The organism is Flavobacterium sp. GSA192, assembly GCF_006386525.1.
GTDB classification, from domain to species: Bacteria; Bacteroidota; Bacteroidia; order Flavobacteriales; family Flavobacteriaceae; genus Flavobacterium; species Flavobacterium commune.
The window spans coordinates 362007-376701 of sequence record NZ_VAHC01000002.1 but is presented as its reverse complement, the minus strand read 5'-3'; the positions used below and the strand labels follow the sequence as shown (position 1 = coordinate 376701).

The 14695-nt window shown below is 34.3% G+C and carries 18 protein-coding genes; 10 read left to right on the top strand and 8 right to left on the bottom strand.

The window, feature by feature from the left end:
• Nucleotides 1-172: 172 nt before the first annotated feature.
• On the bottom strand, nucleotides 173-1516 hold the full coding sequence (gene gdhA, locus FDM27_RS05655; RefSeq protein ID WP_140485541.1) for an NADP-specific glutamate dehydrogenase: 1344 nt from the start codon (nucleotides 1514-1516) through the stop codon (nucleotides 173-175).
• Between the two features lie 344 nt (nucleotides 1517-1860).
• Between gdhA and FDM27_RS05650 the strand changes: the two genes are divergently transcribed.
• Nucleotides 1861-2673: a THC0290_0291 family protein gene (locus FDM27_RS05650; protein ID WP_071184513.1), complete on the top strand. Its 813-nt coding sequence runs from the start codon at nucleotides 1861-1863 to the stop codon at nucleotides 2671-2673.
• An 83-nt stretch (nucleotides 2674-2756) separates the two neighbouring features.
• On the opposite strand, the gene FDM27_RS05645 is transcribed toward FDM27_RS05650, so the two are convergent.
• Nucleotides 2757-3212, bottom strand: coding sequence for a DinB family protein (locus tag FDM27_RS05645; RefSeq protein ID WP_071184512.1), 456 nt, complete (start codon nucleotides 3210-3212; stop codon nucleotides 2757-2759).
• An 81-nt stretch (nucleotides 3213-3293) separates the two neighbouring features.
• Between FDM27_RS05645 and FDM27_RS05640 the strand changes: the two genes are divergently transcribed.
• The 5 genes from FDM27_RS05640 to nadD all read left to right on the top strand — a co-directional run bounded on the left by FDM27_RS05640 (nucleotide 3294) and on the right by nadD (nucleotide 6326).
• Nucleotides 3294-3653: an arsenate reductase family protein gene (locus FDM27_RS05640; protein WP_140485540.1), complete on the top strand. Its 360-nt coding sequence runs from the start codon at nucleotides 3294-3296 to the stop codon at nucleotides 3651-3653.
• Between the two features lie 133 nt (nucleotides 3654-3786).
• Complete coding sequence (locus FDM27_RS05635) at nucleotides 3787-4647, top strand: YicC/YloC family endoribonuclease (RefSeq protein WP_140485539.1); 861 nt, start codon at nucleotides 3787-3789, stop codon at nucleotides 4645-4647.
• Between the two features lie 79 nt (nucleotides 4648-4726).
• Nucleotides 4727-5299: a guanylate kinase gene (gene gmk, locus FDM27_RS05630; RefSeq protein ID WP_140485538.1), complete on the top strand. Its 573-nt coding sequence runs from the start codon at nucleotides 4727-4729 to the stop codon at nucleotides 5297-5299.
• Nucleotides 5300-5359: 60 nt separating this feature from the next.
• Nucleotides 5360-5725, top strand: coding sequence for a four helix bundle protein (locus FDM27_RS05625; RefSeq protein WP_140485537.1), 366 nt, complete (start codon nucleotides 5360-5362; stop codon nucleotides 5723-5725).
• Between the two features lie 19 nt (nucleotides 5726-5744).
• Nucleotides 5745-6326, top strand: coding sequence for a nicotinate (nicotinamide) nucleotide adenylyltransferase (nadD, locus tag FDM27_RS05620; protein ID WP_140485536.1), 582 nt, complete (start codon nucleotides 5745-5747; stop codon nucleotides 6324-6326).
• Between the two features lie 150 nt (nucleotides 6327-6476).
• On the opposite strand, the gene FDM27_RS05615 is transcribed toward nadD, so the two are convergent.
• Nucleotides 6477-7373, bottom strand: coding sequence for a LysR family transcriptional regulator (locus FDM27_RS05615; RefSeq protein WP_140485535.1), 897 nt, complete (start codon nucleotides 7371-7373; stop codon nucleotides 6477-6479).
• Between the two features lie 91 nt (nucleotides 7374-7464).
• Here FDM27_RS05615 and FDM27_RS05610 point away from each other — a divergent pair, with 91 nt between their 5' ends.
• The 3 genes from FDM27_RS05610 to FDM27_RS05600 all read left to right on the top strand — a co-directional run bounded on the left by FDM27_RS05610 (nucleotide 7465) and on the right by FDM27_RS05600 (nucleotide 10662).
• On the top strand, nucleotides 7465-8229 hold the full coding sequence (locus FDM27_RS05610) for a type 1 glutamine amidotransferase domain-containing protein (protein ID WP_181161638.1): 765 nt from the start codon (nucleotides 7465-7467) through the stop codon (nucleotides 8227-8229).
• Between the two features lies 1 nt (nucleotide 8230).
• Nucleotides 8231-9388, top strand: coding sequence for an iron-containing alcohol dehydrogenase (locus FDM27_RS05605; RefSeq protein ID WP_140485534.1), 1158 nt, complete (start codon nucleotides 8231-8233; stop codon nucleotides 9386-9388).
• Between the two features lie 278 nt (nucleotides 9389-9666).
• A complete protein-coding gene (locus tag FDM27_RS05600; protein WP_140485533.1) occupies nucleotides 9667-10662 on the top strand; it encodes an NAD(P)H-dependent glycerol-3-phosphate dehydrogenase in 996 nt (331 codons plus the stop codon).
• Nucleotides 10663-10894: 232 nt separating this feature from the next.
• On the opposite strand, the gene FDM27_RS05595 is transcribed toward FDM27_RS05600, so the two are convergent.
• From FDM27_RS05595 to FDM27_RS05575, 5 genes are all read right to left on the bottom strand, one after another.
• Nucleotides 10895-11179, bottom strand: a complete 285-nt coding sequence (locus FDM27_RS05595) for a hypothetical protein (RefSeq protein ID WP_140485532.1) — start codon at nucleotides 11177-11179, stop codon at nucleotides 10895-10897.
• Between the two features lie 46 nt (nucleotides 11180-11225).
• Complete coding sequence (locus FDM27_RS05590; protein WP_140485531.1) at nucleotides 11226-11663, bottom strand: hypothetical protein; 438 nt, start codon at nucleotides 11661-11663, stop codon at nucleotides 11226-11228.
• Nucleotides 11664-11974: 311 nt separating this feature from the next.
• The gene (locus tag FDM27_RS05585) at nucleotides 11975-12382 is read right to left on the bottom strand and encodes a hypothetical protein (protein ID WP_071184502.1); all 408 of its coding nucleotides are present in this window, start codon (nucleotides 12380-12382) and stop codon (nucleotides 11975-11977) included.
• A gap of 83 nt (nucleotides 12383-12465) precedes the next feature.
• The gene (gene pheS, locus FDM27_RS05580; RefSeq protein WP_071186209.1) at nucleotides 12466-13485 is read right to left on the bottom strand and encodes a phenylalanine--tRNA ligase subunit alpha; all 1020 of its coding nucleotides are present in this window, start codon (nucleotides 13483-13485) and stop codon (nucleotides 12466-12468) included.
• A 101-nt stretch (nucleotides 13486-13586) separates the two neighbouring features.
• The gene (locus FDM27_RS05575; protein WP_071184501.1) at nucleotides 13587-13943 is read right to left on the bottom strand and encodes a hypothetical protein; all 357 of its coding nucleotides are present in this window, start codon (nucleotides 13941-13943) and stop codon (nucleotides 13587-13589) included.
• Nucleotides 13944-14074: 131 nt separating this feature from the next.
• Here FDM27_RS05575 and FDM27_RS05570 point away from each other — a divergent pair, with 131 nt between their 5' ends.
• Nucleotides 14075-14584 carry a CvpA family protein gene (locus tag FDM27_RS05570; protein ID WP_071184500.1) on the top strand — a complete coding sequence of 170 codons (510 nt, stop codon included), beginning with the start codon at nucleotides 14075-14077 and terminating at the stop codon, nucleotides 14582-14584.
• Nucleotides 14585-14695: the final 111 nt, after the last annotated feature.

Here is a 14695-nt window from a genome sequence, read left to right as displayed (position 1 = left end):
TTGGTGAGTAATTAGTCCCGAGCACCTATTAATTAGTCCTTAGTAGTTAGTTTTGTAAAAAGTATATAACGTTTATACTAAACACTAGAAACTAAGGACTTAAAAGACTAAGAACTAAGGACTATGGACTAAGGACTAAGGACTATGGACTCACCAACTAAGGACTAAAAAACTAAACTACCCCTTGAGCCAGCATGGCATCGGCAACTTTTACAAAACCGGCAATATTAGCTCCTTTTACATAATCAACATAACCATCGGCATCAGCGCCGAATTGAACACAGGCTGCATGAATATTAAGCATAATCTTCCTCAATTTTTCATCCACTTCCTCGGCAGTCCAGCTCAATCGCAGGGAATTTTGCGACATTTCTAATCCTGAAGTAGCTACGCCACCGGCATTAGAAGCTTTTCCCGGAGCAAACAAAATTTTAGCATCGTGAAAAACAACCACTGCCTCATAAGTGGAAGGCATATTAGCTCCTTCGGCAACACAAATACAACCGTTGGCCACTAAAGTTTTGGCACTTTCTTCATCCAACTCGTTTTGAGTGGCACAAGGCAAGGCAATATCACATTTTTGTTCCCATGGCTTCGCTCCTTCAATGTATTTTGCATTGGGATATTTTAGAACATATTCGCTAATTCGGGTTCGCAATTCGTTTTTCAAATACATAACATGAGCTAATTTTTCGGCATCGATTCCGTCAGCATCATAAATATAGCCCGCTGAATCTGACATCGTAACAACTTTAGCTCCTAGCTGAGTGGCTTTTTGAACAGCGTATTGTGCCACATTTCCGGAACCCGAAACCGTAACAATTTTGTCTTTCATATCATTTCCTTTGGTAGCCAGCATACTTTGGGCAAAATAAACCACACCATATCCTGTAGCTTCGGGTCTGATTAACGAACCTCCAAAAGAAACTCCTTTACCCGTTAAAACGCCCGTAAATTCATTTCTAATTTTTTTGTATTGTCCAAAAAGATACCCTACCTCTCTTGCGCCTACTCCAATATCTCCTGCCGGAACATCAATATCAGCTCCAATATATTTAGACAATTCAATCATAAAACTTTGGCAAAAACGCATTACCTCATTATCCGATTTTCCTTTTGGATCAAAATCCGAACCTCCTTTTCCTCCACCCATTGGCAAAGTAGTTAAACTGTTTTTAAAGGTTTGTTCGAAAGCTAAAAATTTTAAGACACTCAAATTTACCGTTGGATGAAAACGAAGTCCGCCTTTATATGGCCCGATTGCCGAGTTCATCTGGATACGATAACCTCTGTTCACCTGGATTTCGCCTTTATCATCAATCCATGCCACCCGAAAAATAACAATTCTATCAGCCTCCACCATTCGCTCTAAAAGCATCTTGTTCTGATATTTAGCATTTTGCTCAATAAAAGGAATGACTGTTTCGGCAACTTCTAAAACGGCTTGTAAAAATTCGGGTTCGTTGGGATTTTTAAGAGTTACCCCATTTATAAAATCTTGAATCGCTTGAGACATACTATCTTGGATTTTTAGTTAAAAAAATATTTTATGCTATTTATTATTTTATTCCAATGCTATTGAATACTTTATTTAATCTTACCTAATTTGCTGAATTACGGGACTTTTTCTACATAATAACCGGCATTACTCTTTCTACAAATATACATTTTATAGAAAAACACTATTCATAATTAACTTAAAAAAAGAAAGAATTAACTTATTTTGTATAAAATTCAAATCATCCATTTTATTACACAATATACTAAAATTCGAAAGAAATTTTATGCTAATTAGTTTACTATTATTTGAATAGAGAAATAATGTTTTTATATCTTTGTTCCTACTCGAATGCTAGGAAAATGCTCAGAAATAATTGGCTAACTTTATTTTCACTATTTCTATTACTTGGAATTTCCAATAAAATGAATGCGCAGTTAGGTTTTTCACATGAAATAGGAGCTATTGCCGGCCCGGTTGCTTTTCAGTCTGATTACGGGGAACGCCATGATCTTAGTACAAATGCAGGAAATACCGGAATTGGAGTAGGAATCATTCATTACATCAACTTCTCTTATACCGCAGAATGTGATTGTTACAGTCCTGAAACTTATTTTAACGACCACTTTAAACTAAGAAGCGAATTATCATATAATAAAACCGAATTTGAACACTTTGGCGAATGGGTACGCCCCGAAAGAACTTCACTTCAAGCCGATCAATTGCGTGCCATGAAAGGAAATAGTGCCGTGACTAATTTAGGGATGCAGTTAGAATATTTTCCTTTAAGTATTAGAGACTTCTCGGCAACAATAGGAAGTTTAGGCCCTTTTGTAAGTCTTGGAGCCCAGTTTAGCTATTACAACACCGAAGCTTATTCTACCATGGGACCTTTAGGAACACCATTGACCACCTATCCAAAATACCTGACTCCTACCGATAATCGCCAATATGGATTTTCAACCGAAGGCGGCAGCGTTTGGTCAGTTGTATCCAGCGTAGGAACCCGTTACAAATTAACGCCACTAAGCGATTTAATGGTCGATTTACGATTTCAATACTATTTCTCTGATTGGGTTGACGGCTTAAAACCAAATCCGGATTTATATAAAGAAAATAAGGCCAACGATTGGTTAGTTTGGTTCAACGTAGGCTACATTTACTACTTGCAATAAATATTAAACCATCTCATCAAAAATAATAAAAAGAGCTTCCACTGGAAGCTCTTTTGCTATAAAATATTTTCAAACGAAATGGATTATACCAATTTTCGAATAGCCATAATCACACCAATATGAAGTCCTTCATGAAAGTTATTAAACTCCATCGAGTCGCGATTGTTTTTTAAAACAAATCCTGTAGAGGTAGGATATTCGTTAAAATTTTGAAACAAATTATTTTCAACATCTTTCTCAGTTTGCTCAATTGTAGTATGCAACAAAGACAAAACTTCATCTACTTCTTCCTGAGTTGCCTCATGCTCCGTTTGAGTTCCTTTCTTGTACTTTTCTATCAATTCATCAGAAACCATCACAGGCAAACCAGCCAGTTTATAAACCAATAATTGTTGGGTAACCACAACATGAGCTACATTCCAAATCAAATTATTTTTAAATCCTTCAGGAACCTTATTTAATTGTTCTAAAGTATATCCCTGGATCAATTTAGAAATCATGTTTCTACTGGTCTTGGTAATCTCTAAAATATCTTTCATTGTATTGAGTTTGTAAATTTTGAGCAAAAATACGCATTTAACGTCGCAAATGATTTTTCTTTGCACAAAGAAATAAAAACTATGGCTAACAAAATATACTATCTCGCTTCTTGCGACACTTGTCGAAAAATCATCAAATCATTACCAAAAGACCACAATCTAGTTTTTCACGACATCAAACAAGACCCAATTACTGCTGAAGAACTGGAAGCAATGTATGCGCTTTCGGGAAGTTACGAAGCGCTTTTTAGCAAAAAAGCACAATTGTACAAATCGATGGGTTTAAAAGACAAATCCTTAACCGAAGAAGATTTTAAAAAATACATTCTGGAACATTACACCTTCATCAGTCGCCCGGTTTTTATTATTGATGGAAAAATTTACATTGGCAACAGCCAACAAAATATCCTTCAGGTGATGAAAGCATTGGAAAACAAATAATTTCCAATTTCATACAAACCATTAAGAAATTAAGGAAATTTAGACTTAACATTCTTAATCTCTTAATGGTAAAAAAAGGAAAAACAAAGGCTACAAACTTTTCCTTATCTTTGAGCACTTTTTAAGAAACAATATGATACAATCTATGACGGGTTTTGGTAAAGCCACTTTGCAATTACCAACCAAAAAAATAACAGTCGAAGTCAAATCTTTAAACAGTAAAGGCCTGGACTTAAATGTACGAATGCCTTCGCTTTACCGCGAAATGGAATTGGGATTGCGTACACAAATTGCCTCAACACTAGAAAGAGGAAAAGTAGATTTTTCTATTTATATCGAAAGTACCGCTGAGCAAACTTCGACCAAAGTCAATGTACCTATTGTAAAAGCCTACATCAACCAGTTAAGAGAAGTGTATGCTGATGCCGATGAAACCGAATTGATGAAAATGGCCGTGCGTATGCCTGACACTATGAAAGTGGAAAGAGAGGAAATTGACGAAAACGAATGGGCTCAGATAAAAGAAGTAATCAACGAGAGTTTAAATAACATTCTTTCTTTTAGAAAAGATGAAGGTCTTTCGCTTGAAAAAGAATTCCAATTACGTATTGGAAACATCCGTCAATACATGAATGATGCACTGGCTCTTGATCCGGAACGCGTTCAGGCCATCAAAGACCGTTTGCAAACCGCCATTGATGAGTTAAAAGTAAATGTTGACGAAAATCGTTTTGAACAAGAATTAATCTATTATTTAGAAAAATTAGACATCACTGAGGAAAAAGTGCGTTTGACAAATCATTTGGATTATTTCTTAGAAACTATCAATGGAACAGAAGCTAATGGAAGAAAATTAGGTTTCATTACTCAGGAAATGGGACGCGAAATCAACACCATGGGTTCTAAATCCAATCATGCACAAATGCAAAAACTAGTCGTGATGATGAAAGACGAATTGGAAAAAATCAAAGAACAGGTTTTGAATGTTCTATAGAGTAATTTAGTCCCTAGCACTTAGTCCCTAGAAAAAACTAAGGACTGAACACTAAGGACTAAGGACTAATAATAAAAAAATGAAAAAAGGAAAATTAATCGTATTCTCGGCGCCATCAGGTTCTGGAAAAACAACTATAGTTAGGCATTTATTAAAGCAAGAAGACTTGAATTTAGAGTTTTCTATTTCGGCGGCAACCCGTGAAGCCAGAGGCGAAGAAGTAAACGGAAAGGATTACTATTTTATCTCTTTGGACGAATTTAAGAAACATATCAAAAACGAGGATTTCGTAGAATGGGAAGAAGTTTACAGAGATAACTTTTACGGAACTTTAAAAAGCGAAGTAGAACGCATTTGGGCTTTGGGCAAAAACGTGATTTTTGATATTGATGTGGCTGGTGGATTGCGCATCAAGCACAAATTCCCCGAAGAAACTTTGGCTGTTTTTGTAAAACCACCTAGCGTGGACGAACTAAAAAGACGTTTGAAAGAACGCTCTACCGAAAGCGAAGAAAAAATCAATATGCGAATTGCCAAAGCTCACGTAGAATTGGCAACTGCTCCGCAATTTGATGTAGTTATCAAAAATTATGATTTAGATGTGGCATTAGAAGAAGCGACTCAATTGGTAAAGGAGTTTGTGAGTAAATAGTCCTTAGTAGTTAGTACATAGTCCTTAGTATTAAAAACAATCAACCTAAAACAATAAATTATGAGTGGAGTTAAATCATACAAAGAATTATTAATTTGGCAAAAGGGTATCAAGATTGTGGTTTTAATATATAAACTCACAAAGGATTTTCCGAAAGAGGAAATTTATGCTTTAACAAGTCAGTTAAAGAGAGCCAGTATCTCAGTTCCTTCAAATATTGCCGAAGGATTTGGGCGACAAACAGACAAATCATTTAATCATTTTTTAAATATTTCCAGAGGTTCATTAAACGAAATTGAAACACAACTAATTATCGCAAAAGAATTAGATTTTGTAGTTGATGACAACTTATTTAATGAGATTCTGTTTTTAATAGAAGAAGAAAGTAAAATGATTAATGCCTTCTCAAAAAACTTGAAAGACTAAAAAACTAAGTACTAAAACAATGAAAATAGGATTGTATTTCGGCACTTTCAACCCCATTCATGTTGGACATCTCATTATTGCCAATCACATGGCTGAGCATTCCGACTTAGATCAGGTGTGGTTAGTGGTTACACCACACAATCCTTTGAAGAAAAAAAGCACTTTGCTGGACGATTACCATCGCTTGCAAATGGTTTATCTCGCCACAGAAGACTATCCAAAACTCAAACCATCGGATATTGAGTTCAAATTGCCGCAGCCTAATTATACGGTAACGACTTTAGTGCATCTGGAAGAGAAATACCCAAATCATGAATTTTCACTGATTATGGGTGAAGACAATCTAAAGTCGTTGCATAAATGGAAGAATTACGAAGCCATTTTAGCGCATCATGAGATTTATGTGTATCCACGAATCTCAGCTGAAGCCGAGAATTCAGAATTCAAAAACCATCCTAAAATCCGCTTAATTGACGCTCCTGTTGTTGAAATTTCTTCAACTTTTATTCGGGAAAACATCAAATTAGACAAAAATGTCCGCCCTCTAATTCCTACTAAAGTTTGGGAATATATCGACCATAATTTATTTTATAAAAAGTAAATTATAACTTCAATTTTTTAAACCATATAAGTCATATAAGTTTTGGCTTTATATTATTCTATTCTTTATAATTTATATCGATTTGAAAATAAGACCATATAAGTATGGAGAATTAATCGATGATGGTTTATGTGAAATAAATTGTTCTAACTAACCCAAAACCTTTTTCAACTCTTCTTCAATTTCCTGAGCAGCCAAATTAAACCCTGAATTTTTCGCTGACAAAAGATATACTGCAGTCTCAGGCATTTGGTTTGTTTCCCACAGCAATTGCAATTTTTCATCCTGAATAAAAGAACGTGCATTGATATTCCAAGTAACGGCTACACCTAAATTCTTAGAAAGAACCTTCAGCATTTCGGACTCTGATGGAATAATATAATTCGGAACCATCGAAGGTCGTTTTTTATTGAAAACATGCAACCAAAACAATTTGATATGAGGAATTCCGGAATCATGGCTGTACCATTTTTGATCGTTTAGCCAATTTTCAATGGCGTTATAATCGCTATTCTTGATGTCCGATTGTAGTTTTGTTGCATCAATGTTTTTTGAACCTACGATGATTTGTCTAATGTCACCCAACTTTTTTTGCACAGTGTCAAAGGTGTCATACTTTTTGGTTACAATAGCAAAATCAATTTTTTTAGCATTTACCAATTCGAAAAGCGCATCATTTTCCTGAAAACTAAAATCGATATAATCAAATTTGGAAATCAAAAGACTCGCCATACTACTAAATAAATGTTTCGAGATTCCTACCGTAATTAAACGATTGGCATCAAAAGCTTTAGAACGAAAACCATTTTCCACATTTTCTAAACGATCTAAGGCTTCTATGATTAAGTTATTGAGTAACTTAGCGTATTCTGTTGGTTCAACTCCTTTAGATTTTCTATTAAATAATTTATAACCCACATGGGCTTCCAACATAGAAATTTGCTGACTCACCGCTGGCTGACTGATAAATAATTCTTTGGCAGCCAATGAAAAGTTTCCGTTTTTATATACCGATTTAAAGGTTCGATACCATTCTAAATTCACCATGATATAAATAAATTTATCACAAACATAATTTAAATTATTTTTACTAATAACATATCTGCCCTAAATTTGTAACAACAAAAAAAAATCAATTATGAAAAAATTTAAATTATTCAGCATTATAATCTCAGCTGTAGCTTCTTTGACTGCAACAGCACAAAATAAAACATCTATGAAAAAAGTATTATTTGTAGTTACCAGTCACGATAAACTGGGAAACACAGGAGAAAAAACAGGATTTTGGACAGAAGAATTGGCCGCACCTTATTATGAATTAGCAGATAAAGGAATTCAAATTGACATTGCCACTCCTCTGGGCGGACAACCGCCAATTGACCCAAAAAGTGCCGATCCAGCATCGGCAACTGAAGACACAAAACGATTTGATGCCGACACGGAATTATTGGCTAAACTAAAACACACGCTAAAATTAGCTCATGTAAAAGAATCCGATTATGATGCTGTTTTCTATCCTGGCGGACACGGCCCTTTATGGGACTTAACCAAAGACAGAAATTCGATTGCATTGATTGAATCTTTCTACAACAACAATAAACCTATTGCCTTTGTTTGTCACGCACCTGCGGTATTAAAAGACGTAAAAATAAAAGACGAATATTTAGTAAAAGGGAAAAAAGTAACCGGATTTTCAAACACTGAAGAAGCTGCGGTAGGACTGACTAATGTAGTTCCGTTTTTATTAGAAGAAGTACTTCAAGCCAATGGTGGTATTTATTCTAAAACCGAAAACTGGCAACCTTATGCCGTTGAAGATGGCATATTAATTACAGGACAAAATCCAGCCTCATCTAAACTAGTAGCACAAAAATTATTAGAACAATTAAACACTAAAAAATAAGATGTTAAACTTCGAATTATACAATCCTACCAAACTGGTTTTTGGGAAGGGACAAATAGAAAAGTTAAACACATTAATTCCTGAAGGAACTAAAATCCTATTAGCTTATGGTGGCGGAAGCATTTTCAAGAACGGAATTCACCAACAAGTAATTGACAATCTAAAAGGATTTGAAATTGTAGAATTTGGAGGAATTGAACCGAATCCGCATTTTGAAACTTTGATGAAAGCCGTTGAAGTGATAAAAGCAGAAAAAATTGATTTTATCCTGGCTGTAGGCGGAGGTTCGGTAATTGACGGGGTAAAATTCATTTCGGCAGCTGTTAACTTTGACGGAAATCCAATTGATATTCTTCAAAAACATATTTTAATAAAAGAAAATGCGATGCCATTTGGAACAATTCTAACACTTCCGGCAACGGGAAGCGAAATGAATTCCGGATATGTGGTAACGATTAAAGCAACTCAGGAAAAATTAGCTTCTGGCGGAAGCGCCTTGTTCCCGCAATTCTCCATTTGCGACCCTACGGTAATTCAATCTTTACCAAAAAGACAATTGCAAAACGGAGTTGTTGATGCTTTCACACATGTAATGGAACAATATTTAACCTATCCACACGACGGTTATTTACAAGACCGAATTGCCGAAGGAATTTTACAAACTTTAATCGAAGTGGGACCAAAAGTAGTGGAGAATCCTGCCGATTATGCGCTGGCATCTAACTTTATGTGGAGTTGTACGATGGCTTTAAACGGATTAATCGCAAAAGGAGTTCCAACCGATTGGGCAACGCATATGATTGGTCACGAATTAACAGCACTTTATGAAATTGATCATGCCAGAACATTGGCTATTATTGGACCTAATTTATACCGCGTTTTATTCGAAACCAAAAAAGAAAAACTGGCACAATACGGAAAACGCATCTTTAATTTATCCGGAACTGATAACGAAATTGCTAATGAAGCCATCAACAAAACTGTAGCGTTTTTCCACACGATGGGAATAGACACAAAATTATCGCAATACACAGATGATTACAGCAAAACTGCCGATTTTATCGTGAACCGTTTTGATGAAAGAGGCTGGAAAGCTATGGGAGAAAAACAAAATATTACTTTGGAAAAACTAAAAGCCATTGTAGAATTAAGTTACTAATTCTTACTTATTTCTAAATCAACAAAAAAGGCGTCTTCGAAATTTCTTAGACGCCTTTTAAATAACACCAAAACTAAATTAACTAATTCTAATAATTCTAAAACACAAACTACTTATATACAAAAACTTATAACGAAAGAAACATTCTATTTATTGTAATTATTCAGAAAAAAATTAAAAAAAATTACAATTTCATTTATAAGTCCAATCCCAATTCGAAACAATTCCCCTTGCTTCATTACTACATTTTTAAGTACTTTTGATTAAACTATAAAAAGATGAGTGAAAATATAAAGTTTGCAGTAATTGGCGGTGGAAGTTGGGCAACAGCCATTACAAAAATGCTCTGTGTTAATCTTTCTGAAGTTTCATGGTACATGCGTAATGAATCGGCAATTGAGCATATAAAAGCACATAAACACAACCCAAACTACATTAGCTCTGTTGAGTTTGACACCAAAAAGCTAAAACTTACTAATGACATCAACGAAGCTGTTTCTTATGCTGACTATGTTATTTTTGCCATTCCTTCGGCTTTTTTAGATGCCGAATTACAAAAATTAACGGTTTCCCTTAAAGATAAAATCATCTTCTCAGCGATTAAAGGTATTGTTCCCGAAACGAGTTTGATTGTTGGGGAACATTTTCATTTTCAATACGACATTCCTTATTACAATATTGGCGTAATTACAGGACCTTGCCACGCCGAAGAAGTCGCCTTGGAACGTTTATCTTATCTAACTATTGCTTGTGGCGATGCCGAAAAAGCAAAAAATGTAGCTAAAAATCTGGCTGGAAACTACATCAAGACTAAAATTACAGACGATATTATTGGTACTGAATATGCTGCGATGCTGAAAAACATTTACGCTATTGCTGCAGGAATTGCTCATGGTTTAGGCTATGGCGATAACTTCCAATCGGTTTTGATGAGTAATGCCATTCGCGAAATGAAGAAATTCATTCGAAAAGTACACAAAATGAAACGCAACATCAATGATTCTGCTTATCTGGGCGATTTGTTGGTTACAGGATATTCGGTTTTTTCAAGAAACAGAATGTTCGGAAACATGATTGGGAAAGGCTACACCGTAAAAAGTGCCAAGATGGAAATGAGCATGGTGGCCGAAGGTTATTATGCTGCTAAAAGCGCCTACAAACTCAACCAAGGTTATGGTGCCAAAACGCCAATTATAGATGCCGTTCATGAAATTTTGTATGAAGGTAAAAACGCCAAAACCGTATTTAAAAAACTGACTGAAAAACTGGATTAGTTTAATCCTATTTTAGATAAAAAAAACCGCAGATTCACAGATTATATTCTATGAATTTGCGGTTTTATTCTTTCTAAGAATTCTAATTCATTAGCATGAAGATTAAGCAGATTGATACAGAAAAACTATTAAAAAAATCTGCTGAAATCTGTAGAATCTACGTGAAAATAAATATTTCAAACAATAAAGGATTAGCGCACTAACAGGGATTGTGTAAATCTGCGCAATCAAATTATATTTCGTTCTTTAAAACTTTTAATATATTATCATTTTTCGCAAATTCTTCTCCAATTAATGATTTAATAAATATTAGTTTTAACCTATTTTCAACAATAAACCACATTGGATTACCAAATGTTTTCGGATATCCTTTATCACTATCTCCATAACCATTCCATCTCATAGCAATACAATTTTCTCCATTTTCAAATCTTCCATATGCAATTGAAAAATCATCGTTATCGTAAATTATTTCTTCTATTACAAAATTTCTAGGATTTACTTTTTCAGGATTCATATTAAATAATAAGTTCTGATATTAAAATTAACTTGTATTTATTAGCTTATTTATGTTTCGATTCTAATTGAGATATATCTTCTACTTTTACAATAATACCTTCTTCTGAATTACTTTGAGCCATATATTGTATTACTCCTTCAGATATTAATTTATCAATCAATTTAATTTTTACATTTCCATTAGAATCATATCCTTTATTAAATAGGGTTGCAATTGAAAGCTTTGCCTCACAACCACAACTTTTTAATTCAGAATCTTTGTTGGTGGTTATTATCTCTGATAATTTTACATATTCTGAATTTATTTTTTCATTAGGATAAAAAGATAAAGGGGCTACTCCATATCTATCTTTAATTTTGTCTTTATTTTCACTAAGAATTGAATAAATAGTTTTAGTAACTTCTGGATCGTCACATTTTGGAACATTGTTTTGACAAGAAATTGCAATTATAGATGTTAGTAAAATTAATTTGTTCTTCATAAAAGTATATGTGTTAATTACCTACTTACAGATTTCTTCAGATTCCTATTTTGGTTCTTTTGACCGTTAATACTTTTTAAATTTTGGGGTAATTTTACTAGTACAAGTGTTTATAAAATTTTCTACCAAAATCAGCCTGAAAAATAATTTCCGTTTTTTTTGCAAGCAAATATATAAAAATAATATTGTAAAAGGCAGATTTTTTGTACATTATAAAATACAAAAAACCGCAAATTCACATTTATAATTTGCGGCTCGAGCGATAGCGAATTGGCGAAGCAATTTGCGGTCAATATTTTTTAGCTAATAGCTTATCTCACAATCACCCCTTCTACAAATAGAATAGGTACTTCTTCGGTATTGTTTTCGTTAATGGAATTGGCTTTAAAAATAAATTTCTTGTCGTACAAAGTGTTCCCAATAAAGAAAGTCAGCATGAATTCGTTATTCAAGGCTAAAACACTTTTCTCCACCATTTCTATTTTCACTACCGAAACAGCAGGAACTTCCACAAAAGCATGACGCAAAATAGAGGTTTTCTTCATTTCGCCATCGATAGTTCCAAAAGCTTTAGAAACCACCATAGCGCTTTCGATGTTAAAATCGCTGTCGTTTACTAAATAAGCATACCAAACTTTCTCCATAAAATCATCGCTCCATTCCTGAACGGCAGCAATAAATACGTTTTCTACTTCGGGGATTGTAATATCTTTTTTCATAGTTCAGATGAAGAGTACTTAGTCCCTAGTCCTTAGTAAAGTGTATTTGCTAAGGACTAGGGACTAAAAACTAAGGACTCAAATTATATAATCGATTTGAATTGCTCTAAGAAACGTACATCGTTTTCATAAAACATACGGATATCTCCAATTTGATACAACAACATTGCGATACGCTCTACTCCCATTCCAAAAGCAAATCCGTTATATTCGTCAGGATTGATGCCACAGTTTTTCAAAACATTAGGATCTACCATTCCACAACCACCAATTTCTAACCAACCGGTTCCTTTGGTAATTCTGTAATCCGTTTCGGTTTTTAGTCCCCAATAAATATCAATTTCGGCACTTGGTTCCGTAAACGGGAAATAAGAAGGACGCAAACGGATTTTTGACTTTCCAAACATCTCTTTAGTGAAATACAAAAGCGTTTGTTTCAAATCGGCAAAAGAAACGTCTTTGTCAATATACAATCCTTCCACCTGATGGAAAATACAATGTGAACGTGATGAAACGGCTTCATTACGGAAAACACGTCCCGGAGAAATGGTTCTGATAGGCGGTTTATTGTTCTCCATATAACGCACCTGAACCGATGAAGTGTGGGTACGCAATAAAATATCGGGATTGGTCTGGATGAAAAAAGTATCCTGCATGTCACGTGCCGGATGGTATTCTGGCAAGTTCAAAGCAGTAAAATTATGCCAATCGTCTTCGATTTCAGGACCTTCGGAAACATTGAATCCAATGGTTGAAAAGATATCTATGATTTGGTTTTTTACAATAGAAATAGGATGACGGGAACCAATAGTTACAGGTTCGGCAGCACGGGTCAAATCGCCATAAATTCCTTTAGATTCTTCTTTGCTTTCTAAAGTTTCCTGGATTGATTTTACTTTTTCCTCTGCAGAAGTCTTAAGCAGGTTAATTACCTGACCAAATTCCTTCTTTTGTTCGTTAGGTACATTTTTAAATTCAGCAAAAAATTCTTTTAGAATTCCTTTACTTCCTAAAAACTTAATTCTAAATGATTCTAATTCGGCAGTGTCTTGTGTTGAAAAAGCTTGTGCTTCACCAATATATTCTTTTATCTTATCTATCATTTTCATCCAATAATTGAGTGTGCAAATTTAAGCAAAAAGTTAGAAGTTAGAAGTTAGAAGTTGGAAGTTTTTCTACACTTCTGTCATAAAATAACAACGAATCAATCAATAAGTTGTTTTTCTATAAAATAACTCACAATGGCTTCCTTCATTAAAACCGATTGTTCCCCTGCTTTTAAAGCGGGCAATTGTTCCTTTACTTTGTAATGCGGCCAGCCTTCTTCATCAAAAAAGTCGAACTCATAAAAGCCATAAGGCTCCAGCAAACGACAAATAGCGATGTGCATCAGGTTTAGTTTTTCGTCTTTTTTATATTCTCGGTGTACCTGACCCAATTCCTGAACTCCGATTAAAAAAATAATGGCATCCAAATCCAAATCTTCACCTTGTGAAAATTGATTAGAAAGTATATCGACAAGCTTATCCCAGCGCTCTTTAAGTTGTGTGTCTCTTGACATTTTTTGAAAGTTAGAAATTAAAAGTTAGAAGTTAGAAATTGCTATTCTGATTTTCTACTATCTAAAATTATTAGGGCAAAGATACCAACATAATTCTTTTATCTTTGCTCTTTATTATTTTCTATTTTATTATGGGTTTTTTAGATATTATTTTAGGTGCTTTATTGGCATTTGCATTGTACAAAGGAACGGTAAATGGTCTTTTTATTGAAATCGCATCCTTTTTCTCCTTACTTTTCGGGATTTATTTAGCCGTTAAATTCTCGGTTATCACCAAAGATATTCTTTTAGGATTTGTGCATTGGAACCCCAATACGGTTCAGGTTACGGCTTTTATTCTCACTTTTATTCTGGTAGTAATTGGCATTCATTTTTTAGCAAAAATCCTAACCGGAATAGTGGATTTTGCTTTTTTAGGATGGATAAACAAACTTGGTGGCGGATTATTCCGAACACTCAAAACGGTCTTAATCATTGGAATTGTATTTTCTGTTTTCGAAAAAATAAACTACAATCATTTTTTTGCTAAAAAAGAAACGCTTGACAAATCGACTTTTTACTATCCAATTCAGAAAACGGCGGCTTTTATGTATCCCTGTATCACCGAATGGTATGGAACAATAAAAGAAGAACAAAACTAAACCCGATTAGGGATTTTATGTTTTTCTCTGTAAAAAAATGCAACAAAAAAGCCGCAACATCGCGGCTTTTTTGTTTAACAGTATCATTTAGGCTTCGACAAGCTCAGCCTG

Excerpts from the sequence above, each read along its gene's own strand:
- gdhA (WP_140485541.1), bottom strand. The coding sequence starts at position 1,516 with ATGTCTCAAGCGATTCAAGATTTTATAAATGGGGTAACTCTTAAAAAT.
- FDM27_RS05645 (WP_071184512.1), bottom strand. The coding sequence starts at position 3,212 with ATGAAAGATATTTTAGAGATTACCAAGACCAGTAGAAACATGATTTCT.
- FDM27_RS05585 (WP_071184502.1), bottom strand. The coding sequence starts at position 12,382 with ATGAAAAAAGATATTACAATCCCCGAAGTAGAAAACGTATTTATTGCT.
- FDM27_RS05610 (WP_181161638.1), top strand. The coding sequence starts at position 7,465 with ATGAAAAAATTTAAATTATTCAGCATTATAATCTCAGCTGTAGCTTCT.
- FDM27_RS05650 (WP_071184513.1), top strand. The coding sequence starts at position 1,861 with ATGCTCAGAAATAATTGGCTAACTTTATTTTCACTATTTCTATTACTT.
- FDM27_RS05640 (WP_140485540.1), top strand. The coding sequence starts at position 3,294 with ATGGCTAACAAAATATACTATCTCGCTTCTTGCGACACTTGTCGAAAA.
- FDM27_RS05615 (WP_140485535.1), bottom strand. The coding sequence starts at position 7,373 with ATGGTGAATTTAGAATGGTATCGAACCTTTAAATCGGTATATAAAAAC.
- FDM27_RS05600 (WP_140485533.1), top strand. The coding sequence starts at position 9,667 with ATGAGTGAAAATATAAAGTTTGCAGTAATTGGCGGTGGAAGTTGGGCA.
- FDM27_RS05605 (WP_140485534.1), top strand. The coding sequence starts at position 8,231 with ATGTTAAACTTCGAATTATACAATCCTACCAAACTGGTTTTTGGGAAG.
- gmk (WP_140485538.1), top strand. The coding sequence starts at position 4,727 with ATGAAAAAAGGAAAATTAATCGTATTCTCGGCGCCATCAGGTTCTGGA.
- FDM27_RS05595 (WP_140485532.1), bottom strand. The coding sequence starts at position 11,179 with ATGAATCCTGAAAAAGTAAATCCTAGAAATTTTGTAATAGAAGAAATA.
- FDM27_RS05575 (WP_071184501.1), bottom strand. The coding sequence starts at position 13,943 with ATGTCAAGAGACACACAACTTAAAGAGCGCTGGGATAAGCTTGTCGAT.
- FDM27_RS05625 (WP_140485537.1), top strand. The coding sequence starts at position 5,360 with ATGAGTGGAGTTAAATCATACAAAGAATTATTAATTTGGCAAAAGGGT.
- FDM27_RS05635 (WP_140485539.1), top strand. The coding sequence starts at position 3,787 with ATGATACAATCTATGACGGGTTTTGGTAAAGCCACTTTGCAATTACCA.
- FDM27_RS05570 (WP_071184500.1), top strand. The coding sequence starts at position 14,075 with ATGGGTTTTTTAGATATTATTTTAGGTGCTTTATTGGCATTTGCATTG.
- pheS (WP_071186209.1), bottom strand. The coding sequence starts at position 13,485 with ATGATAGATAAGATAAAAGAATATATTGGTGAAGCACAAGCTTTTTCA.
- nadD (WP_140485536.1), top strand. The coding sequence starts at position 5,745 with ATGAAAATAGGATTGTATTTCGGCACTTTCAACCCCATTCATGTTGGA.
- FDM27_RS05590 (WP_140485531.1), bottom strand. The coding sequence starts at position 11,663 with ATGAAGAACAAATTAATTTTACTAACATCTATAATTGCAATTTCTTGT.